General features: G+C 74.4%; 19 protein-coding genes. 10 read left to right on the plus strand and 9 right to left on the minus strand.

What is annotated here, in order from left to right; genetic code table 11:
- Positions 1-17: 17 nt before the first annotated feature.
- The 3 genes from ACQUFX_RS15220 to ACQUFX_RS15230 form a co-directional block, all read right to left on the minus strand.
- Positions 18-983: a TIGR03885 family FMN-dependent LLM class oxidoreductase gene (locus ACQUFX_RS15220; RefSeq protein WP_428966668.1), complete on the minus strand. Its 966-nt coding sequence runs from the start codon at positions 981-983 to the stop codon at positions 18-20.
- Between the two features lie 101 nt (positions 984-1,084).
- Entirely contained in the window at positions 1,085-2,497 is a 1,413-nt protein-coding gene (locus ACQUFX_RS15225; protein ID WP_428966669.1) for an NADP-dependent succinic semialdehyde dehydrogenase, read from the minus strand.
- 12 nt (positions 2,498-2,509) lie between these two features.
- A complete protein-coding gene (locus ACQUFX_RS15230) occupies positions 2,510-2,773 on the minus strand; it encodes a DUF6343 family protein (RefSeq protein WP_428966670.1) in 264 nt (87 codons plus the stop codon).
- Between the two features lie 122 nt (positions 2,774-2,895).
- Here ACQUFX_RS15230 and ACQUFX_RS15235 point away from each other — a divergent pair, with 122 nt between their 5' ends.
- Positions 2,896-3,498: an antibiotic biosynthesis monooxygenase gene (locus ACQUFX_RS15235; protein WP_428966671.1), complete on the plus strand. Its 603-nt coding sequence runs from the start codon at positions 2,896-2,898 to the stop codon at positions 3,496-3,498.
- 170 nt (positions 3,499-3,668) lie between these two features.
- Positions 3,669-4,520: an SGNH/GDSL hydrolase family protein gene (locus ACQUFX_RS15240; RefSeq protein WP_428966672.1), complete on the plus strand. Its 852-nt coding sequence runs from the start codon at positions 3,669-3,671 to the stop codon at positions 4,518-4,520.
- Positions 4,521-4,553: 33 nt separating this feature from the next.
- Here the strand turns inward: ACQUFX_RS15240 and ACQUFX_RS15245 are convergent, their stop codons facing one another.
- Positions 4,554-5,318, minus strand: a complete 765-nt coding sequence (locus ACQUFX_RS15245) for a hypothetical protein (protein WP_428966961.1) — start codon at positions 5,316-5,318, stop codon at positions 4,554-4,556.
- Positions 5,319-5,862: 544 nt separating this feature from the next.
- The gene (locus ACQUFX_RS15250; RefSeq protein ID WP_428966673.1) at positions 5,863-6,012 is read right to left on the minus strand and encodes a hypothetical protein; all 150 of its coding nucleotides are present in this window, start codon (positions 6,010-6,012) and stop codon (positions 5,863-5,865) included.
- A gap of 253 nt (positions 6,013-6,265) precedes the next feature.
- Here ACQUFX_RS15250 and ACQUFX_RS15255 point away from each other — a divergent pair, with 253 nt between their 5' ends.
- From ACQUFX_RS15255 to ACQUFX_RS15265, 3 genes are all read left to right on the plus strand, one after another.
- Positions 6,266-7,186, plus strand: a complete 921-nt coding sequence (locus ACQUFX_RS15255; RefSeq protein WP_428966674.1) for a proteasome assembly chaperone family protein — start codon at positions 6,266-6,268, stop codon at positions 7,184-7,186.
- A gap of 209 nt (positions 7,187-7,395) precedes the next feature.
- The gene (locus ACQUFX_RS15260; RefSeq protein ID WP_428966675.1) at positions 7,396-8,193 is read left to right on the plus strand and encodes an exodeoxyribonuclease III; all 798 of its coding nucleotides are present in this window, start codon (positions 7,396-7,398) and stop codon (positions 8,191-8,193) included.
- A 41-nt stretch (positions 8,194-8,234) separates the two neighbouring features.
- Positions 8,235-8,555 carry an antibiotic biosynthesis monooxygenase family protein gene (locus ACQUFX_RS15265; RefSeq protein WP_428966676.1) on the plus strand — a complete coding sequence of 107 codons (321 nt, stop codon included), beginning with the start codon at positions 8,235-8,237 and terminating at the stop codon, positions 8,553-8,555.
- 128 nt (positions 8,556-8,683) lie between these two features.
- Here the strand turns inward: ACQUFX_RS15265 and ACQUFX_RS15270 are convergent, their stop codons facing one another.
- Both ACQUFX_RS15270 and ACQUFX_RS15275 read right to left on the minus strand, forming a co-directional pair.
- A complete protein-coding gene (locus tag ACQUFX_RS15270) occupies positions 8,684-9,316 on the minus strand; it encodes a class F sortase (RefSeq protein ID WP_428966962.1) in 633 nt (210 codons plus the stop codon).
- A 287-nt stretch (positions 9,317-9,603) separates the two neighbouring features.
- Positions 9,604-10,326: a hypothetical protein gene (locus ACQUFX_RS15275; protein WP_428966677.1), complete on the minus strand. Its 723-nt coding sequence runs from the start codon at positions 10,324-10,326 to the stop codon at positions 9,604-9,606.
- Positions 10,327-10,453: 127 nt separating this feature from the next.
- Here ACQUFX_RS15275 and trmB point away from each other — a divergent pair, with 127 nt between their 5' ends.
- Together trmB and ACQUFX_RS15285 are read left to right on the plus strand one after the other, a co-directional pair.
- Positions 10,454-11,158: a tRNA (guanosine(46)-N7)-methyltransferase TrmB gene (gene trmB / locus ACQUFX_RS15280; RefSeq protein WP_428966678.1), complete on the plus strand. Its 705-nt coding sequence runs from the start codon at positions 10,454-10,456 to the stop codon at positions 11,156-11,158.
- Between the two features lie 144 nt (positions 11,159-11,302).
- A complete protein-coding gene (locus tag ACQUFX_RS15285) occupies positions 11,303-13,807 on the plus strand; it encodes a DEAD/DEAH box helicase (RefSeq protein ID WP_428966679.1) in 2,505 nt (834 codons plus the stop codon).
- A 75-nt stretch (positions 13,808-13,882) separates the two neighbouring features.
- On the opposite strand, the gene ACQUFX_RS15290 is transcribed toward ACQUFX_RS15285, so the two are convergent.
- A complete protein-coding gene (locus ACQUFX_RS15290; protein WP_428966680.1) occupies positions 13,883-14,644 on the minus strand; it encodes an rRNA methyltransferase in 762 nt (253 codons plus the stop codon).
- A 273-nt stretch (positions 14,645-14,917) separates the two neighbouring features.
- On the opposite strand from ACQUFX_RS15290, the gene ACQUFX_RS15295 reads away from it, so the two are divergent.
- Both ACQUFX_RS15295 and ACQUFX_RS15300 read left to right on the plus strand, forming a co-directional pair.
- Positions 14,918-15,562 (plus strand): hypothetical protein, encoded by a 645-nt coding sequence (locus tag ACQUFX_RS15295; protein WP_428966681.1) that lies wholly within the window; start codon positions 14,918-14,920, stop codon positions 15,560-15,562.
- A gap of 377 nt (positions 15,563-15,939) precedes the next feature.
- Positions 15,940-16,275 (plus strand): YciI family protein, encoded by a 336-nt coding sequence (locus tag ACQUFX_RS15300; protein ID WP_428966682.1) that lies wholly within the window; start codon positions 15,940-15,942, stop codon positions 16,273-16,275.
- 81 nt (positions 16,276-16,356) lie between these two features.
- On the opposite strand, the gene ACQUFX_RS15305 is transcribed toward ACQUFX_RS15300, so the two are convergent.
- Positions 16,357-16,737 carry a cytidine/deoxycytidylate deaminase family protein gene (locus ACQUFX_RS15305; protein ID WP_428966683.1) on the minus strand — a complete coding sequence of 127 codons (381 nt, stop codon included), beginning with the start codon at positions 16,735-16,737 and terminating at the stop codon, positions 16,357-16,359.
- 143 nt (positions 16,738-16,880) lie between these two features.
- Between ACQUFX_RS15305 and hrpA the strand changes: the two genes are divergently transcribed.
- Positions 16,881-20,888 (plus strand): ATP-dependent RNA helicase HrpA, encoded by a 4,008-nt coding sequence (gene hrpA, locus ACQUFX_RS15310; protein ID WP_428966684.1) that lies wholly within the window; start codon positions 16,881-16,883, stop codon positions 20,886-20,888.
- Positions 20,889-20,928: the final 40 nt, after the last annotated feature.

Raw genomic sequence — 20,928 nt, forward strand, 5'->3', positions numbered from 1 at the left:
CGGCGGACGAAGGCCGTTCACCCCGCTTGGCGCAGTTTCGGCAGCACCTCCGCGCCGAACGTGTCGATGAACGCGCGCTGCTCCTGCCCCACGTGGTGCAGGGCGATCTGGTCGAAGCCGAGGTCCACGTACCGCTCCAGCCAGCCGACGTGCCGGCCCAGGTCGGCGGAGATGTTGACCACCTCGGCGAGCCGGTGCATCGGCACCTCCTGCGACACCACGTCGAAGTGCTCCGGCGTGGTCAGGTCCCAGCAGACCGGCGGCGCGAAGACGTTGCTGCGCCACTGGTCGTACGCCAGCGCCTCGGCCTCCCCCTGGTCGGGCGCCCAGCTCAGGTGCACCTGGAGGTGCAGCGGCCCCCGGCCGCCGGCGTCCCGGTACGCGTCGATCATCCGGCGCAGGTGCTCCTCCGGGGCGTTCACCGTGATCAGCCCGTCCGCCCACTCGGCGCACCAGCGGGCGGTCGCCACGCTCGTCGCCGCGCCGACCAGCGCGGGCGGCTCCGCCGGCCGGGTCCACAGCTTCGCCCGGTCCACCCGGACCAGCCCGTCGTGGCTGACCTCCTCCCCGGCCAGCAGCGCCCGGATGACGTCGACGCACTCGCGCAGCCGGGCGTTACGCAGCTCCTTGCGGGGCCACACCTCGCCGGTGACGTGCTCGTTGGCGTTCTCGCCGCTGCCCAGCGCCGCCCAGAACCGCCCCGGGTACATCGCGGCGAGGGTGCCGATCGCCTGGGCGACGATCGCCGGGTGGTACCGCTGCCCCGGCGCGTTGACCACGCCGAACGACAGCTCCGTCGCCTGGAGCGCGGCGCCCAGCCAGGACCAGGCGAACCCGGACTGACCCTGCCGCTCGCTCCAGGGTGCGAAGTGGTCCGAGCACATGGCGGCGGCGAAGCCGGCCCGCTCGGCGTGGACCACCGCGTCCAACAGGGCGCGGGGATGGATCTGCTCGTGCGAGGCGTGGAACCCGAACACCGTCATGGCGGCTCTCCGTACCCACCCCACCACCCCCACATTCCTGTAAGGAAGGGCCCCTGTTAACGCTTCCGGTAGTAAAAGGGCCCCTTCCTAACACCTCACGCCTACTCGGCGTGCGCGCCGGCACCGGCACCCGCCGTACCCTCGCCGACCCAGACGGTCTTGGTGTTGCAGAACTCCCGCATGCCCAGCGCGGACAGCTCCCGGCCGTACCCGGAGTTCTTCACCCCGCCGAACGGCAGCTCCGGAAAGGACGTGGTCATCCCGTTGACGAAGACGTTGCCGGCGTCCAGGTCGGTGGCGAAGCGCTCCTGCTCGTCCGGGTCGGTGGTCCAGGCGTTGGCGCCGAGGCCGAACGCGGTCCCGTTCGCCACCTCGACCGCCTCGTCGTACGACGCCACCCGGTACAGGCCGGCGACCGGGCCGAACACCTCCTCGGCCCACATCCGCATCTCCGGCGTCAGGTCGGTGACCACGGTCGGCGGGTAGTACCAGCCGGGGCCGGTCGGCTTCTCGCCGCCGCAGAGCACCGTCGCGCCCCGCTCCACCGCGTCGCGTACCTGCTCGTGGATCTCGTCCCGGCCGCGTTCGCTGGCCAGCGGGCCGACGTCGGTCGCCTCGTCCATCGGGTCGCCGACCCGCAGCGCCGACATCCGCCCGGCGAACTTCCGGGCGAAGTCGTCGAAGACGTCGGTGTGCACGATGAACCGCTTCGCGGCGATGCAGGACTGGCCGTTGTTCTGGCAGCGGGCGGTGGTGGCGACCTCGGCGGCGGTCGCCACGTCGGCCGAGGGCATCACCACGAACGGGTCGCTGCCGCCCAGTTCCAGCACGGTCTTCTTCAGCTCCCGGCCGGCGATCTGGGCGATCGAGCGGCCCGCGCCCTCGCTGCCGGTCAGGGTGGCGGCGCGGACCCGGGGGTCGCGCAGGATCCGGTCGACCGCGTCGGAGCCGACCAGCAGGGTGCCGAACGCACCCTCCGGGAAACCGGCCCGGCGGAACAGGTCCTCCAGCAGCAGGGCGGTCTGCGGCACCGTCGAGGCGTGCTTGAGCAGGCCGGTGTTGCCGGCCATCAGTGCCGGCGCGGCGAACCGCATGACCTGCCAGAGCGGGAAGTTCCACGGCATCACCGCGAGCACCGGCCCGATCGGCTGGTACCGGACGAAGGCCCGGGTGGCCCCGACGGCGCGGGCGTCGGCGGGCTCGTCGGCGAGCATCCGGGCGGCGTGGGCGGCGTAGAACCGGGCGGCGGCGGCGCACTTGGTGACCTCCGCCTTCGCCGCCGCGTACGTCTTGCCCATCTCGGTGGTCATCAGCCGGGCGATCTCGTCGCGGTCGGCGTCCAGCCGGTCGGCGGCGGCCCGCAGCCAGTCGCCCCGTTGCGTCAGCGAGGTGCCGCGCAACTGGCGGAACGCCAGGTCGGCCCGCTCGATGGCGGCGTCGACCTGCGCGTCCGACATCGGGTCGTACGTCTTGAGCATCTCGCCGGTGGCGGGGTTGACGGTGGCGATGGGCATCTCGTACTCCTGTCACTCGAAGAGTGAGTGGCGCGTGCCCGGCTGCTCCCGGCGTCGGGCGGCCCGGCGGCGCTGGATGACGACCAGGTCGATGACGGCGACCACGGCGAGCACCGCGCAGGCCACACCGAGCACCGCCAGGTCGGCGCGGAAGGCCAGCACGGCGAAGACGGTCATGGTCACCAGACCGAAGCTGGCGAGCGCGAGGCGGAGGTTCAGCGCGCTGTAGGCGTGCCCCACGGTGCCACGGGCGCGCCGGGGCTGGGATCGCGTCATTGGGTTCAGCTACCCGCGATCGGCGCGGTTAACCGGGCGTCGCCCCGCGGGCCGGCGGTGGGCCGGGTCATACCGGCCCGCCTCGACGGGCCGGAGGGGCCGCGACGGCGGAGGATGGGACCATGAGCACGCCCCCGGCGGTACCGGTGACCGTCGCCATCACCCGGCAGGCCGACCCCTCGCGGACCAGCGAGATGGTGGCGTGGATGCGGGCCGGCACGGCGCTGGCGGAGGCCTTCCCCGAGTTCCTCGGCGCGGGCTGGGTGCGCCACGCCCCGGGCTCCCCGCAGTGGCACATGCTCTACCGCTTCGCCGACGCCGAGACGCTGCACCACTGGGAGGAGTCGCCGCAGCGACGCTGGTGGCTCACCTCGGCGCAGGGCATGGTCGAGCACACCCGCACCGAGCGGCGGACCGGCATCGAGGGCTGGTTCGACCCGCCGAGGGAGCAGGTCGCCGACGTCACCGGCGCGGCGCTGCCGCCGCCCTCCCCGCCCCGCTGGAAGCAGGCGGTGACGATCTGGCTGGCGTTCTTCCCGTTGAGCCTCACCGCGAACCTGCTGGCCAGCCGGTTGCTCCCGGACGGGTCGCTGGTGGTCCGGACGCTGCTGATCACCCTCTGCCTGACCCCGCTGATGACCTACCTGGTGCTGCCCCGGATCACCCGGGTGCTGCACTGGTGGCTGCACGGGCAGCCCGCGCCCTGGCGGCTGCCCCGCCGCTGACCGGGGGCGTCGCACCCGGCCCACCCCGCGCCGGCCGGGACGCGACTTCTAACACGGTGCCGGCCGGATCGCGCGGGCGTGCCGGATATCCGACAGCAGAACACCGAAGACCCCAGACCACCGCGTACGGTGACCAGGCTGTCGCTCACCGCCGCCGGACCGGGGAAACCATGTCTCGACGCTGGGTCACCACGCTGTTCTGCCTGCTGGCCCTGGTGGCGCTCGCCTGTGAGGGAGACGGCTCGGCCGACCCCCGCCCCTCCGACGGCCCGCCGCCCCGGGGCGGCCCCGCCTCCATCGCCGCGATCGGCGACTCGATCACCACCGGGTTCGGATCCTGCGTCGTCCTGGCCGCCTGCGAGCGCAACTCCTGGTCCACCGGGGACGGGGTCCGGGTGGACAGCCTCTACCGCCGGCTGCTCGACCAGGATCCGTCGATCCGGGGCAGGGCCTCCAACCACGCCGAGTCCGGTGCCCGCGCGTCGGCGCTGGCCGGCCAGGCCGAGGCGGCGGTCCGCGCCAAGGCCGACTACGTCACCGTGCTGATCGGCGGCAACGACGCCTGCCGGCGCACCGTCGACGAGATGACCCCGGTGTCGACCTACCGCAAACAGGTCGACCGGGCCCTGCGCACCCTGCGCGAGGGCCGCCCCAAGGCCCGGGTGCTGGTGGTCAGCATCCCGAACCTCAACCGGCTCTGGGAGATCGGGCACACCGACAACCGGGCGGTACGGGCCTGGCGCACCGGCATCTGTCCCGCCCTGCTGGCCAACCCCACCTCCACCGAGCCGGCGGACGTGGCCCGCCGGGCGGCGTTCGGCAAGCGGATCGACGCGTACAACGACCAGCTCGCCGCCGCCTGCCGGGCGTACGGGTCCCGGTGCCGGTACGACGGCGGGGCCGTGCACCGGGTCCGCTTCACCCTGGACCAGGTCAACCGGCTGGACTGGTTCCACCCCAGCGTGGCCGGGCAGAACCGGCTGGCCGAGGTCGTCTGGCGGGCCGCCCGGCTCGCCGACTGACCCGACCCGCCGACCGGTCCGCCACCCGTACGTTCAGCCCTGGCGGGGGTACGGGACGCCGCCGGGGCCGTGCTGCCGGTAGAGCTGGCCGGCCCGGCCGGCGAGATCCTTCGTCGCCGACGAGTTGGCCCAGGTGCCGAGGATGATCGCCGCGCCGGGCACCACCTTGGCGAAGACCCGCTTCGCGGCGCGTACCCCGGCCATCTGGGCGAGCCGGACGCCCAGCCGCAGCATGACCCGCCCGAGCGGGCTCTGCCCCCCGGTGCCGAAGAGCGCGCCGGCCCGCTCCCGGCCGGCCGCCACCCCGAGCGCGAGTCGCGCGGTCGCGGCCACCTTGTGCACCTTCTGGAGCACCAGCAGGTCCGCGGCCCGGTCGGGGTGCGTCGGGTCGACCCCGTGGGCGGCGGCGACGTGCAGCACCATCCGGGCCTGGGTCCAGGCCAGCACGCCGACGTCGAGCACCGCGCCGGGCAGCCCGGCGGCACCGGAGACGGCTCCGGAGAGCCGGGCCCGGTTGACGAACCGGCGGACCGCCAGGTCGGCCAGGGCGTCCGGGGACAGGCCGGGCTGCTCGGCCCGGACCCGCTCGGCCCACCGCGCCGCCTCGGGGCCGAGTCGGCGTACCGCCTCCAGGGCGAGATGCTCCGGCGCGTACTGCGGGTCCTGGCGCATCCGGTCCCAGAGCGTGGCCGGCGGCCCCTCCGGGGGCGCCTCCCCGGCCGCGTCCGAGCCCGCCGCCGGCTCACCCGGCGCGGTGGGCTCGACGGACGTGACCGGCGCGACGGGCCCGGTGGGCACGGCCGTCTCCGGCCCCGTGGGCACGGCCGACTCCGCCCGGGTGGTCTCGGCCGACCCCGCCCGGGTGGTCTCGCCCGGCGCCGGCCGGGTGGTCTCGCCCGCCGCCGGCCCGCTGGGCGGGGCGGGGGTCACGGCGGGTGGTGGCGGCGCGGTCGGGCCGACTGCGGACGGCGGGGGCGCGGCCCGGCCGACCGCGGAGGGCTGCGGCGAGGGAACGGAGGTTTCTCCGTCGACAGGCCCGGAGTCGGTCACGGCTGGCTCCTGTAGTCGAAAGGGGGCGAATAGGACGCGGAACCGGGCGGGGGCGACGCCGGCCGCCGGGTGGCGGCCAGCAGCGTACGCCGTCCGGGAACGCCGGACGACGCGCGCCGCCGGTGGGGGCTGAGCGGCCCGCGCCGCCGGTGGGGGCTGAGCGGCCCGCGCCGCCGGTGGCGGCTGAGCGACGTGGAGCGGCCCGGGACGCCGGGCATTGCGGACCGGCGAGCGGCGCGGGGCGGCGCGGAACGCCGTGACGTGGTGGGCGGCGCGGGCCGCCGGGTGGTGGTCAGCGGCGCCGGCCGGACAGCCGGCTGGCCAACTGCCGCAGCTTCTGCTGGGTGGTGGGCTTGGCCAGCTCACGGCGGCCCCGCTCGACCAACTGCCGGCCCTGCGGCGACTGTAGGAAGCGGCTGATCCGACGCATCAGTGGTGACATTTTCGTCCTCCTGTCGACACTCCCGAGTCATGTGTACCCCGTCCCGGCAACCGCAAGCGTCCACTGTGGATGTCGGGTGGTCGCCGCCCCGTCACCGAACCGGTCACAGTAATTGCGACAACAAGTCACATACCATGCCACGACGGCCGGCGCCCCGGCCGACCCAGGAATGCACGAGGATGGCGGGTACGTTCCCCGAACGGGTGACCGCCCGCGCGGTCGCCGTACGCACATCCCAGGGAGGTCCCGACCGGTGCTCGATCCACACGAGCTCTACCAGCTCAGCGACGATCTGCCCGACCTCGGTCAGCCGGTGCTGATCCAGGCGCTGACCGGCTTCGTCGACGCCGGCAACGCCACCCGACTGGCCCGGGAGCAGCTGCTCACCACCCTCGAGGCCCGCCCGATCGCCAGCTTCGACATCGACCAGCTCTTCGACTACCGATCCCGCCGCCCGGTGATGACCTTCGTCGAGGACCACTGGGAGTCCTACGACGCCCCCACCCTCGACCTGCACCTGCTGCACGACGACGACGAGACCCCGTTCCTGCTGCTCACCGGCCCCGAGCCGGATCTCCAGTGGGAGCGGTTCGTCGCCGCCGTGGCCGGGCTCGCCACCCGGCTGGACGTCCGGCTCACCGTCGGGCTCAACTCGATCCCGATGGCGGTGCCGCACACCCGACCGACCGGGGTCACCGCGCACGCCACCCGGCGCGAGCTGATCGCCGGCCACGAGCCGTGGCTGCAACGGGTCCAGGTCCCCGGCAGCGTCGGCCACCTGCTGGAGTTCCGGCTCGGCGAGGCGCGCCGCGACGCGCTGGGCTTCGCCGCCCACGTGCCGCACTACGTCGCCCAGACCGAGTACCCTGCCGCCGCCGAGGTGCTGCTCACCTCGGTCTCCCGCAGCACCGGGCTGCTGCTGCCCACCGAGGAGCTGCGGACCTCCGCCGAGGCGGTCCGGGTCGAGATCGACCGCCAGGTGGCGCAGACCGACGACGCCGCCGCCCTGGTCCAGGCCCTGGAGGAGCAGTACGACGCGTTCGCCCGGGGCCGGGGCGAGAAGAACCTGCTCGCCGCCGAGAACGGTCCGCTGCCCACCGCCGACGAACTCGGCGCGGAACTGGAACGCTTCCTCGCCGAGCAGAGCCGGCCCGGCGACACCCCGAACGGCTGACCCGCCCCGGCCGACGGGCGGTGGACCGGGTCCGGGCTCCGTCGACGGGTCTGCCGGCACTGGGACGGTGGGCCGGATGGGGCGGGGCGACCGGTGCCGGGACAGGCGGCCGGCGCTGGGGCGGGGCGACCGGTGCCGGGACGGGTGGTCGGTGCCGGGACCGGGGTGCCGCGACGGCGGGCGGGCCGGGGATGGGGCAGGCTGGAGGCATGCGCCTGGCGACCTGGAACGTGAACTCGGTGAAGGCCCGCCTGCCCCGGCTGCTCGACTGGCTGGCCGGCACCGCCCCCGACGTGGTCTGCCTCCAGGAGACCAAGTGCCCCGACGGGGCGTTCCCGGTCGCCGAGGTCGGCGAACTGGGGTACACGGTGGCGAGCCACAGCGACGGCCGGTGGAACGGGGTGGCGATCCTGTCCCGGGTCGGCCTGGCCGACGTGACCGTCGGCTTCACCGGTGAACCGGGCTTCCCCGAGCCCGAGGCGCGGGCCATCTCGGCCACCTGCGCCGGGCTGCGGGTCTGGTCGGTGTACGTGCCCAACGGCCGCACCCCCGACGACCCGCACTACGTGTACAAGCTGGCCTGGCTGGCGGCGCTGCGCGACGCGCTGGAGCAGGAGCTGGCCGGTGGGCTGCCGCTGGCCGTCTGCGGTGACTTCAACGTCGCGCCGACCGACGCCGACGTCTGGGACCCGGCATTGTTCGTCACCTCCACCCACGTCACCCCGGCCGAACGCGCCGCCCTGGCCGCCCTGCGCGACCTGGGCCTCGACGACGTGGTGCCCACGCCGATGAAGGGGCCGCACCCCTACACGTACTGGGACTACCGGGCCGGGATGTTCCACCAGAACAAGGGCATGCGGATCGACCTGGTGTACGCCTCGGCACCGGTCGCCCGCGCGGTGACCGGCGCGTACGTCGACCGGGAGGCCCGCAAGGGCAAGGGCCCCTCCGACCACGCCCCGATCGTGGTCGACGCGGACCTGGTACCCGCCGTCGGACCCCTGTGAGCCGGGCGGTCCCGCCCCTGCGGCGGGCCTAGTCTGGAGCCATGGCCATCGTGAAGATCAACGCACTGGACGTCCCGCCCGGCGGCGGCGAGGAGCTGGAGCGGCGCTTCGCCGCCCGCGCCGCCGCCGTGGAGAACTCCCCCGGTTTCCTCGGCTTCGAGTTGCTGCGCCCGGTCGGCGGCGAGCAGCGCTACTTCGTGTACACGAAGTGGGAGAGCGAGGAGGCGTACCAGTCCTGGGCGGCCGGCCCGGCGCGGGCCGCGCACGCCGGCGGCGAGGGCGGGCAGCCGCGTCCCCCGGTCGCCACCGGTGCCACCCTGCTGGAGTTCGAGGTGGTCCAGCAGGTCCCCGGCTCCCACTGATCCGAGCACCGGGGCTCCGAAAGGCGGTACGCCACGCCGCCCCGGGCCGGCCACCGGTCGGCACGGGGCGGCCCGCCCCGGGATGGGCGGGCACCACGGGTCATCGGCGCGGGGCGCGCCGCTGCGGCTCAGCGTTCGCGGGACTCGACGAACGACGCGAAGGCGATGACGTTGTCCCGGTAGCCGGTCCGGCCACCGACCCACTGACCGCCGCAGGTGATCAGGCGCAGCTCCGGGCGGCCGGAGTCGCCGTACACCCGGTCGGCCGGCAGGTCGTCCTTGGCGAAGTGTTCCACCGAGTCGACCGCGAAGACGACCACGGACCCGTCGGCCCGGTTCACCTCGATCCGGTCACCGGGCTGGAGCCGGGCCAGTTGGTAGAAGACCGACGGCCCCTCCCGGCTGTCCACGTGCCCCACGATGATCGCCCGGCCCGGTTCGCCCGGCGTCGGCGCCCGGTCGTACCAGCCGGTCTCGTTGTGCCGCTCCACCGGCGGTACGTCGATCGAGCCGTCGGCGGCCTGGCCGACCGGCGCCACCGGCGCGGCGACCTGGATCGACGGTACCGAGAGGGCGACCGGCCGGCTCGCGACGAGCGCCCCGGCGACCGGCTCCGCCGCGGAGCCGCCGGTCACGTCCCGGGCCACCTGGTCGAACGGCCCGACGGTACGGCCGAGCCCCGCCCCGGTGGCGAAGACCCCCACCAGGACCAGCAGCACCGCCAGCGGCCCCGACCAGGGACTGCGCCCGTCCCGCCGCAACCGACCCGACCACGGGGTACGCCCGGCCCGGCCGGAGCCCGCGACCGGGCGACCGGCGGCCGGGCTGGTCGTACCCGACGGTTTCGCCACCCGACGCAGGTCCGCTTCCGGGATGCCGTAGATCCGTCCGACCGGCCGGGGCGTCCCACCGGACCGACCCGTCGCCGCAGTCCGGGCCGCCGTCCGCGGTGCGCGGCCGGAGCGGGCCGGAACGCTGGTCCGGACGGTGCGGGGGGCCGGGCCGGGGCGGGGTGCGCCGGCACCCCGGGGCGGCACCCGGTTGGCGGTCACGACGGACCCCACCAGCGACGCCCCCGGCGCGGTCGCCGAAGGGCGACCACCCCCGCCACCGCCCCCACCACGGTCAGCGCCAGCCCACCCGGCACGAGCAGGTCACCGAGGCCGGTACCGGCCGTCCCGCCGAAGCCGGTGGCGGGCCCACGACTCGGCTTGTGGGTCGGGTGACGGGTCGGGTGGGTCGGTGGCATCTGTTTGACCACCTGGAGCGTCGTCGAGGCGTGCTCCCCGTCGCGGCACTCCAGCTTGGCCCGGTAGTTGCCCGGTCGGGTCCGCAGCGGCACCATCGGCGTGGCGGTCAGGTAGCCGTGCTGCGGGTGCACGGTCACCCGGCCGAAGGCATCCGACCAGACGATCGCGGGCACGGTGTTGTCGCGGCACCCGGCCCGGATGCCGACCAGGTAGCCGACCTGCACGACGCTGGGGCTGACCTCGACGAAGACGACCCCGGGCTGGGGGATGCCGGGTTGTGGGGGGCCACCGGGCTGCCGCGCCAGCGACGCCGACCGCGCCAGCCGACCGGTGCCGACCGCCGCCGGCCCGGCCAGCACGGCGGGACCAGCCAGCACGGCGGGACCAGCCACCGCCGCGGGAGCGGTTTCCGCCGGTGGGCCGGCCACCGCCGGGCCGGTGCCGACGGGGAGCCCGGCGAACACGATCGCCAGTGCCGCGCCGAGGCGCGTGACCGACCCTCTTGCCCCTCCCGGCCCCATGGCCCCTCCCGGCGCCGTAACCCCTGCCGGGCAGCGACCGCCCGGCCTGCCGTACGGGATGATCCTCTCATCCCGGGTCGCACCTCACATCCGATCCGACCGGTTCGTCGCGTACGCTCGGGTCGCTGTGACCTCCACCGACCACGAACCCGCCGCCCCGCCCCGGATCCGGACGTTCCATCCCCGCCGGGGCCGGATGACCAGCCGCCAGCTCGACGCGTTGGAACGGCTCTGGCCGACGTACGGCCTGACCGTGCCGGAGCCTCCCGGCGTGCCGATCGACCCGGCCGAGCTGTTCGGACGCCGGGCACCGCTGGTGCTCGAGATCGGTTCCGGCATGGGGGACGCCACGGCCGCGATGGCGGCGGACGACCCGGACCGAGACTATCTGGCGGTCGAGGTACACACGCCGGGAATCGCCAACCTGCTGGACCTCGTCGGACGGCAGGGCCTGACCAACGTACGGATCGCCGAGGGGGACGCGCTGGAGCTGGTCCGGATGCTGCCGGCCGGCTCGCTGGACGCGGTGCACGTCTTCTTCCCCGACCCCTGGCCGAAGACCCGGCACCACAAGCGACGCCTGATCCAGCCCACCCACGTCGCCCTGCTGCGCTCCCGGCTCACCCCCGGCGGCACTCTGCACTGCGCGACCGACTGGGCCGAGTACGCCGAGTCGATGCGCCGGACGCTGACCGACGACCCGGAGCTGGTCAACGCCCACCCGGGCTGGGCGCCCCGGCCCGCGCACCGGCCCGTCACCAAGTTCGAACGCCGGGCCCGTACCGCCGGGCGGGAGATCTTCGACCTGGTCTACCACCGGCCCGCCACCTGACGACGCGCCGCCAGCCGTCGCCGGCGGCTCGCCGGTGGCTCGTGGTTAGGAAGGGGCCCTTGTACAACCGAATGCGTTAACAAGGGGCCCTTCCTTACACCCGGTTGGCGGGCGGGCACGGCGGGCGGGCACGATGGAGCGGCTATGACGCTCACCGCCGCGCTGCCGCCCAGCGCCGACCCCGATGCCCTGTACGACGCGTTCACCGGCTGGGCGCAGACGCGCGGCCTGGACCTCTACCCCCACCAGGAGGAGGCGGTCATCGAGATCGTCTCCGGCGCGAACCTGATCATGAACACACCCACCGGCTCGGGCAAGAGCCTGGTGGCGACCGCCGCGCACTTCGCCGCCCTCGCCGAGGACCGGACCACCTTCTACACCGCGCCGATCAAGGCGCTGGTGTCGGAGAAGTTCTTCGCGCTGTGCGAGATCTTCGGCGCGGAGAACGTCGGCATGCTGACCGGGGACGCCAGTGTCAACGCCGACGCCCCGGTGATCGCCTGCACCGCCGAGATCCTGGCCAACCTCGCCCTGCGCGAGGGACGGCGGGCCGACGTGGGCCAGGTGGTGATGGACGAGTTCCACTTCTACGCCGAGCCGGACCGGGGCTGGGCCTGGCAGGTGCCGCTGATCGAGCTGCCGCAGGCGCAGTTCGTCCTGATGTCGGCCACCCTCGGCGACACCACCCGGTTCGTCGACGACCTGACCCGGCGCACCGGGCGGCCGACCGCCGTCGTCCGTTCGGCCGAGCGGCCGGTCCCGCTCCTCTTCTCGTACGCGATGACGCCGCTGCACGAGACGCTGGAGGAGTTGCTGGAGACGAAGCAGGCTCCGGTGTACGTCGTGCACTTCACCCAGGCCGCCGCCCTGGAGCGGGCCCAGGCGCTGATGAGCGTCAACGTCGCCACCCGTGCCGAGAAGGACCTGATCGCCGCCGCGATCGGCCGGTTCCGGTTCACCTCCGGCTTCGGCAGGACCCTGTCCCGGCTGGTCCGGCACGGCATCGGCGTGCACCACGCGGGGATGCTGCCGAAGTACCGCCGGCTGGTGGAGACCCTCGCCCAGGCCGGGCTGCTCAAGGTCATCTGCGGGACGGACACCCTCGGCGTCGGGATCAACGTCCCGATCCGCACGGTGCTCTTCACCGGCCTGAGCAAGTACGACGGCACGCGTACCCGGCTGCTCAAGGCCCGCGAGTTCCACCAGATCGCCGGGCGGGCGGGCCGGGCCGGGTTCGACACCATCGGCCGGGTGGTGGTGCAGGCCCCCGAGCACGTGATCGACAACGAGAAGGCCCTCGCCAAGGCGGGCGACGACCCGAAGAAGCGGCGCAAGGTGGTCCGCAAGAAGCCGCCGGAGGGGTCGATCGGCTGGGGCGAGCCGACGTTCCAGCGCCTCGTCGAGGCCGAGCCGGAGCCGCTGACCTCCAGTTTCCAGGTCAGCCACTCGATGCTGCTGAACGTGATCAGCCGGCCCGGCGACGCGTTCGCCGCCATGCGGCACCTGCTCACCGACAACCACGAGGACCGGTCGGCGCAGCGTCGGCACATCCGCCGGGCCATCGCGATCTACCGGGCGCTGCGCGCCGCCGGCGTGGTGGAGGAGCTGCCCGAGCCGGACGAGACCGGCCGGCGGGTCCGGCTCACCGTCGACCTCCAGCTCGACTTCGCCCTCAACCAGCCGCTGTCCCCGCTGGCGTTGGAGGTCGTGCAGTTGCTGGACCCGGCGGACCCGGCGTACTCCCTCGACGTGCTCAGCGTGGTCGAGTCGATCCTCGACGACCCCCGCCAGGTGCTCTCCGCGCAGCAGTTCAAGGCCCGGGGCGAGGCGGTCGCCGCGATGAAGGCCGAGGGCATCGAGTACGAGGCCCGTCTCGAACTGCTCGACGACGTGACCTGGCCCCGGCCGCTGGCCGAGCTGCTGGAGGCCGCCTACGAGACGTACCGGCAGAGCCAGCCGTGGGTCGCCGACCACCACCTCTCCCCCAAGTCCGTGGTCCGCGACATGTACGAGCGGGCCATGACCTTCGGCGAGTACGTGCAGTTCTACAACCTGTCCCGGTCGGAGGGGCTGGTGCTGCGGTACCTCGCCGACGCGTACAAGACGCTGCGGCAGACGGTGCCGGAGGACACCAAGACCGAGGAGCTGGTGGACCTCAGCGAGTGGCTGGGCGAGCTGGTCCGCCAGGTCGACTCCAGCCTGATCGACGAGTGGGAGCGGCTGCGCAACCCGTCCGACGCGGAGGAGGTCGCCGCCGCCCTGGACGACCGGCCGCCGGCGGTCACCCGTAACGCGCGGGCGTTCAAGGTGCTGGTCCGCAACGCCCTGTTCCGCCGGGTCGAGCTGGCCGCGCTGCGCCGCTGGGACCTGCTCGGCGAGCTGGACGGCTCGGACGGCTGGAACGCCGACGCGTGGGCGGACGCGCTGGAGCCGTACTTCGAGGCGTACGACTCGATCGGCACCGGGCCGGACGCCCGGGGCTCGGCGCTGCTGATGATCGACCAGGGGCGGGACCGGTGGACGGTCCGGCAGGTCCTCGACGACCCCGACGGTGACCACGACTGGGGGATCAGCGCCGAGGTCGACCTGGGCGCCTCCGACGAGACGGGGGCGGCCGTCATCCGGGTCACGGACGTGGGCCAGCTCTGAGTCCGGGTGCCCGGTGTCCGGCCCGGCCGGTGGGCCCGGGACGCGCCACCGGCGGCCCGTTCCCCCCGCCGGACGCTACCGCCCGGCCCGCTCCCCGAGGGCGGGCCGGACGTCGTGGAGCCGGAGCAGCGCCACGGCCCGGGTACCGATCCTGAAGCGGGCCGCCGTGCGGGTGCCGGCCGGCAGCGGGACGCGGCGGCCCCGGGTGGCCAGGGCGACCATGGTCCCGGCGGGCAGCGCGCCGGCCAGCGAGTCCAGCAGGCCGGGCAGGCCCGCCGCCGGGTCCGTCCCCTGCCAGGTGGTCTGCTCGCCGTACGGCACGTCGGTCAGCACCAGGTCCGGCGGCCCCGACGCGGCCAGCAGCGCCGCCACCTGCTCCGGGTCGAGGGCGTCGGCCCGCCCCACCACGGTGGGCGGGTCGCCCGGCGTGAGCTGCGCCCGTAGCCGGCGGGCCGCCTCGGCGGCGGTCCGGTGCGCGGGCCGTTGGAAGCGGTCGGCCAGCTCGTCCAGCTCGGCGGCCCGGTCGGTGAGCCCGTCGGCCGAGAGCAGACCCAGGTTCGCCCGCGCGAGCCGGAGCGGACCGTCGGCGACGTCCGAGGCGACGATGCCGGCGATCCGCTCCCGGTGCAGCAGGCCCAGCACGGTGAGCAGGTAGCCGCTGCCGCAGCACGGGTCCCACACGGTCAACCGGGGCCGCCCCAGGGCGTGCCAGGCGCGCAGGAACATCTCCGAGGCGAGCCGGACGGGGAACGCGGGGTGGCCGGGCGCCGACCGCAGCACCGCCCCGCTGGCCAGGTCGGAGTAGTCGGGCCGCTCCGTCGCGAACCGGTACGTCATCACACCTCCAGGCCGGCACGCCACCACCTGCGCCGGGGCCACCCGACCCGGTGCCGGGGGTCGGTCGGGGGCGGCCGTCGGGTCGCGGACGCCGCTCCCGGCACGTTACCGACCTGCCGCCGCCACCCCGGACACCGGCCACCGCCCCGACGCGCGTGCCCGGCGCGAGGGCCCGAAATCCACGCGGGTGAGCACCTTTTCACCCTGGGCGATGTCAGACCCGTCGATTAGAATGTATGTACTAACGAAGGCCGCTGAGCTGGGAGGACGCCCATGACCGCGCCCACCTCCATCCCCCTCACCCCGTACGCCACCCTGCTGGGGTTCACCCGGTACGTCGACCGCACCGGCCCCACCAAGGCCACCTTCGTCGACGGGCTGCGCCGGCAGCGGGCGAGCCGTTCCGGCTTCAACCCGCACGGCCAGTTCGTCAAGGCGCTGAAGGCCGACATCGCCTTCCACACCGGCGGCACCCACCTGGCCGGCGTGGTCGATCTGGTCAAGCCCCGGTGGCGTCCGCTCTACCAGGCGCTCGTGCCGGGCGCGACGGCCTGGCTGCACTCGCTCGGCGAGCCGAGCGGCGTCGACCTCGCCCAGACCCGCGACGCGCTGGCCATGCTCGGCGACCTTCCCGTCAAGATCAACCCGCAGTTCGGCATCCGGCACGCCGACGGTCACGCCGAGGCGGTCCGGCTGCACTTCGACGAGGCTCCGCCCAGCGAGGAGGCGGTGCTGGCCACCCTGCACCTGATGGCCCGGCACATGGACGCGGTCCTGCCCCACGCCGCGCCGGTCCTGGTCGACGTCCGCCGGGGTGTCGCGCACCGGATGCCCGAGGGCGTCAAGCCCGCCCAGATCGAGCACTGGCTGGCCGGCGAGGCCGCCGCCTTCCGCGCGATCTGGTCCACCGCCGCCTGACCGAAGCCAACCGCCGGCTCGCCGCCGCTGCCGGTCCGGTCGTCACCGAGCCCCTCGACGACCGGACCGGGGTGGACGGGCGGCGTCAGGGGCCCGGCGGGGCGGGGGGTGAGGTGTGGCGGGCGGTTCCGCCGCCGCCGGTCTGCGGCGCGCCGGCCCGGGTCAGGGCGCCAGACGGTCGGGGCGCCCCTGGAGGCGCCACCGGATCGGCACGGCTGTCCGGGGACGTCCCCGCCCCGGCGGGGGCGTCCCGGCGGCGTACCGCCGGATCGGCCCATAACCTGGGACGATGCGCTTCGACCAGCACACCGTGGTGCTTCTCGTCCGGCCGACGGACGCCCCGGACCTGCCGCAGGACGCGGCCGACCGGCTCCAGGGTGCTTCTCGTCCGGCCGACGGACGCCCCGGACCTGCCGCAGGACGCGGCCGACCGGCTCCAGGACGCCCACCTGGCCCACCAGGCGGGCCTGGTGGAGCAGGGGCTCGTCCTCGCGGCCGGGCCCTTCCTCGATCCCGACGACGCCCGACTGCGCGGCTTCGCCATCCTGGCGGTCGACCCGGCCGCCGCCCGCGAGCTGTACCGCAACGATCCGGCGGTCCGCGCCGGACGGCTCGCCGTCGAGGTGGCGAGCTGGCTGGTGCCGGAGGGCAACGTCCGCTTCCAGGACGTGCGGCTGCCCCGGTCGATGCTGGAGGCCGCCGCCGGCGACTGAGGCACCGGCCCGGCCGGACGTCAGCCGGCCGCCGCCCGCGCCCAGCCGGCGGCGTCGGACACCCGCCGGCGACGTCGGGCGTCAGTCGGCGGCGTCGGGCGTCAGGAGCAACTCGGTCACCGGGACGACGCGGGGATCCTCGACCGGCCCCACGATCACCCGCAGGGACGGGGAGTGGTCGGCGAGCAGCCGCTGGCACCGCTCGCACGGGGAGATGACGGTACGACCCCGGTCGCCCACCGTGACGATGGTCTCCAGCGCGCCCACGCCCTGGGTGACGGCGGCACCGAGGGCCACCACCTCGGCGCAGGTGTCCCCGGCGCGGTGCACCACGTTCACGCCGGTGAGGACCCGCCCCTCGGCGGTCCGCGCCGCCGCGGCGAGGGTGTGGCTGGCACTGCGGCACCGCAGCTTCGCCACCGCGCTGGCGGCCTGCACCAACGCCCGGTCGGTGTCGCGCATCGTCGTCATCTCGCCCCCACGGTCCACCTCGGTCGGCGGTCAACTCTAAACGCCGCGCACCCGGTCGAGGGGGGCAGCACGCCGCCCCCGGGGCGGGAACCCGGAAGCGTTCCGCCGCACGGCTGCCTATCCTTGGCAACGTCATGCAGACTCCACCCGCACCGGCCGCGACCGACACCGTTCGTGAGCTGCACCGTCGGCTCACCCCTCTGATCTTCGACGACCAGCGTCGGCTGCGCCGCCGGCTGGACGGCGTCCGCCGGCTGCGTGACCCGCAGCGGCGCGACGACGCGCTGGCCGAGATCGCCGCCGAGGTGGGCCGGGCCGAGGCGCGGCTGGCGACCCGGCAGGCCGCCGTTCCCACGGTGACGTACCCGGCCGGGCTGCCGGTGAGCGAGCGGGCCGCCGACATCGGCGCCGCGATCCGCGACCACCAGGTGGTGATCGTGGCCGGTGAGACCGGCTCCGGCAAGACCACCCAGCTTCCCAAGATCTGCCTGGAGCTGGGGCGCGGGGTGCACGGGCTGATCGGGCACACCCAGCCCCGGCGGCTGGCCGCGCGGACCGTCGCCGACCGGATCGCCGCCGAGCTCGGCACCGAGCTGGGTGACGTGGTCGGGTACAAGGTCCGCTTCAGCGACCAGGTCAGCGAGCGCAGCCTGGTCAAGCTGATGACCGACGGCATCCTGCTGGCCGAGTTGCAGACCGACCGGATGCTGCGCCGGTACGACACGCTGATCATCGACGAGGCGCACGAGCGCAGCCTCAACATCGACTTCATCCTCGGGTACCTGAGACAGCTCCTGCCCCGCCGCCCCGACCTCAAGGTGATCATCACCTCGGCGACCATCGAGACCGACCGCTTCGCGAAGCACTTCGCCGATGCCGAAGGGCGCCCCGCCCCGGTCGTCGAGGTCTCCGGGCGGACGTACCCGGTCGAGGTGCGGTACCGGCCGCTGGTCGAGGTGACCGAGGCGGAGGAGCCCGACGCCGCCGACGAGGAGAACGTCCGGGACCAGATCCAGGCCATCGGGGACGCGGTCGAGGAGCTGGCCGCCGAGGGGCCCGGAGACGTGCTGGTCTTCCTCAGTGGCGAGCGCGAGATCCGGGACACCGCCGACGCGCTGGGCAAGCTGGTGCAGAAGAAGCGCTCGCTGCTCGGCACCGAGATCCTCCCGCTGTACGCCCGGCTCTCCACCGCCGAGCAGCACCGGGTCTTCGCCCCGCACACCAACCGCCGGGTGGTGCTCGCCACCAACGTCGCGGAGACCTCGCTGACCGTGCCGGGCATCAAGTACGTGGTGGACCCGGGCACCGCCCGGATCTCCCGCTACAGCAGCCGGCTCAAGGTGCAGCGGCTGCCGATCGAGCCGGTGTCGCAGGCCTCGGCGAACCAGCGCAAGGGGCGGTGCGGCCGGACCTCGGACGGCATCTGCATCCGCCTCTACGACGAACAGGACTTCGAGTCCCGGCCGGAGTTCACCGACCCGGAGATCCTGCGCACCAACCTCGCCTCGGTCATCCTCCAGATGACCTCGATCGGGCTGGGCGACATCGCCGCGTTCCCGTTCATCGACCCGCCGGACCGGCGCAACATCACCGACGGCGTCAACCTGCTGCACGAGTTGGGCGCGCTGGACGTCACCCAGACCGACCCGGCGAAGCGGCTCACCCCGCTCGGGCGGCGGCTGGCCCAGCTCCCGGTTGACCCCCGGCTGGCCCGGATGGTGCTGGAGGGCGAGCGCAACGGCTGCGCCACCGAGGTCGTGGTGATCGCCGCCGCGCTCTCCATCCAGGACCCGCGCGAACGGCCGGCGGAGAAGCAGGCCCAGGCCGACCAGGCGCACGCCCGGTTCGCCGACAAGGAGTCCGACTTCGTCGCGCTGCTCAACCTCTGGCGGTACCTGCGCGAGCAGCAGCGGGCGCTCTCCTCCAGCGCGTTCCGCCGGATGTGCAAGGCCGAGTACCTCAACTACCTGCGGGTCCGCGAGTGGCAGGACATCGTCAGCCAACTGCGCCAGGTGCTCCGTACCCCGGAGCAGGGCGGCGGGGGGCGCGGCGGGCGGCGCGGGGGCGGCGCGGACCTGCCGGAGGAGATCGACACCCCGAAGGTGCACCAGTCCCTGCTGGCCGGGCTGCTCTCCCACCTCGGGCTCAAGGACCCGCAGAAGCACGAGTACCTGGGGGCACGGGGGGCGAAGTTCGCCATCTTCCCCGGCTCGGCGCTGTTCAAGAAGCCGCCCCGCTGGGTGATGGCCGCCGAGCTGGTGGAGACCTCCCGGCTCTGGGGCCGGGTGGCCGGCCGGATCGAGCCGGAGTGGGTCGAACCCCTCGCCGGGCACCTGGTCAAGCGCAGCTACAGCGAGCCGCACTGGGAGAAGAAGCAGGCCGCGGTGCTGGCCTACGAGAAGGTCACCCTGTACGGCGTCCCGATCGTCACCTCCCGCAAGGTCAACTTCGGTCGGATCGACCCGGCGCTGAGCCGGGAACTGTTCATCCGGCACGCCCTGGTGGAGGGCGACTGGTCCACCCACCACCGGTTCTGGCAGGACAACCGGCGGCTGCTCACCGAGATCGAGGAGCTGGAGAACCGGGCCCGACGCCGGGACATCCTGGTCGACGACGAGACGGTGTTCCACTTCTACGACCAGCGGATCCCCGCCGACGTGGTCTCCGGCCGCCACTTCGACGCCTGGTGGAAGACGGCCCGCCGCGAGCAGCCGGACCTGCTCACCTTCACCCGCGACCTGCTGGTCAACGACGGCCGGGGCGGGGTGGCCGAGGCCGACTACCCGGACGAGTGGCGGGCCGAGGGGGTCGCCCTGCCGTTGACGTACCGGTTCGAGCCGGGCACCCCCACCGACGGGGTGACCGTGGACATCCCGCTGCCGATGCTCAACCAGGTGCCGGCGGAGAGCTTCGACTGGCAGGTGCCGGGGCTGCGCGAGGAACTGGTGGTGGCACTGATCCGGTCGCTGCCCAAGGCGGTCCGGCGCAACTTCGTGCCGGTGCCCGACCACGCCCGCGCCGCCCTCGCCGCGATCACCCCCGGCGAGGAGCCGCTGCTGGACGCGCTCACCCGGCAACTGCGCCGGATGACCGGGGTGACCGTGCCCGCCGACGCCTGGGACCTGGCCAAACTGCCGCCGCACCTGCGGGTCACCTTCCGGGTGATCGGCGACGAGGACAAGCCGGTCGCCGAGGGCAAGGACCTGCCGGCGCTGCAACGCCAACTCCGGCAGGAGGTCCGCCAGGTGGTGGCCGCCGCCGCGCCGGAGGTGACCCGCACCGGGCTCACGGGGTGGGAGTTCGGCACCCTGCCGCGCACCATCGAGCAGGTCCGCGCCGGGTACGCGGTGACCGCGTACCCGGCCCTGGTGGACGAGGGCGCCACGGTGGGCGTCCGGGTCTTCGACTCCGAGGCCGAGCAGGCGGCGGCGCACTGGGCCGGTACCCGGCGGCTGCTGCGGCTGACCGTGCCGTCCCCGGCGAAGATCCTCCAGGGCCGGTTGAGCAACGAGGCGAAGCTGGCGCTCAGCCGTAACCCGCACGGCAGCGTGCCGGCGCTGATCGAGGACGCGGCCGGCGCGGCGATCGACCAGCTCGTCGCCGACGCCGGGGGCCCGGCCTGGGACGCCGACGGCTTCGCCGCGCTACGCGACAGGGTCCGGGCCGACCTGGTCGACACCGTGGTCGAGGTGATGCAGCGGGTCCGCAAGGTGCTCGCCGCCGCGTACGCGGTGGAGCAGCGGCTCGGCGCCACGAAGAACCTCGCCGTGGTGGCCGCCCTGGCCGACATCCGCAACCAGCTCTCCGGGCTGGTGCACGCCGGGTTCGTCACCGAGGCCGGGTACGCCCGCCTGCCCGACCTGCTGCGCTACCTGACCGCGATCGAGCGGCGGCTGGACCGGCTCCCCGGCAACCCGCAGCGGGACAAGTCCCAGCAGGACCGGATCGCGGTGGTGCAGAAGGAGTACGCCGACCTGCTCGCCGCGCTGCCCCCGGCCCGCCGCGGCGCCGCCGCCGTGCGGCAGATCCGGTGGATGATCGAGGAGTTGCGGGTGAACGTCTTCGCCCAGGCGCTGGGCACCCCGTACCCGGTCTCCGAGCAGCGGATCTACCGGGCGATGGACGACGCCGAGGGGCGCTGAGCCCGGGGCGCGCCCAGCACCCGGGCCAGCCGGCCCGGGG

The sequence above is a fragment of the Micromonospora fluostatini genome (genome assembly GCF_050410825.1).
GTDB lineage: Bacteria > Actinomycetota > Actinomycetes > Mycobacteriales > Micromonosporaceae > Micromonospora > Micromonospora rosaria.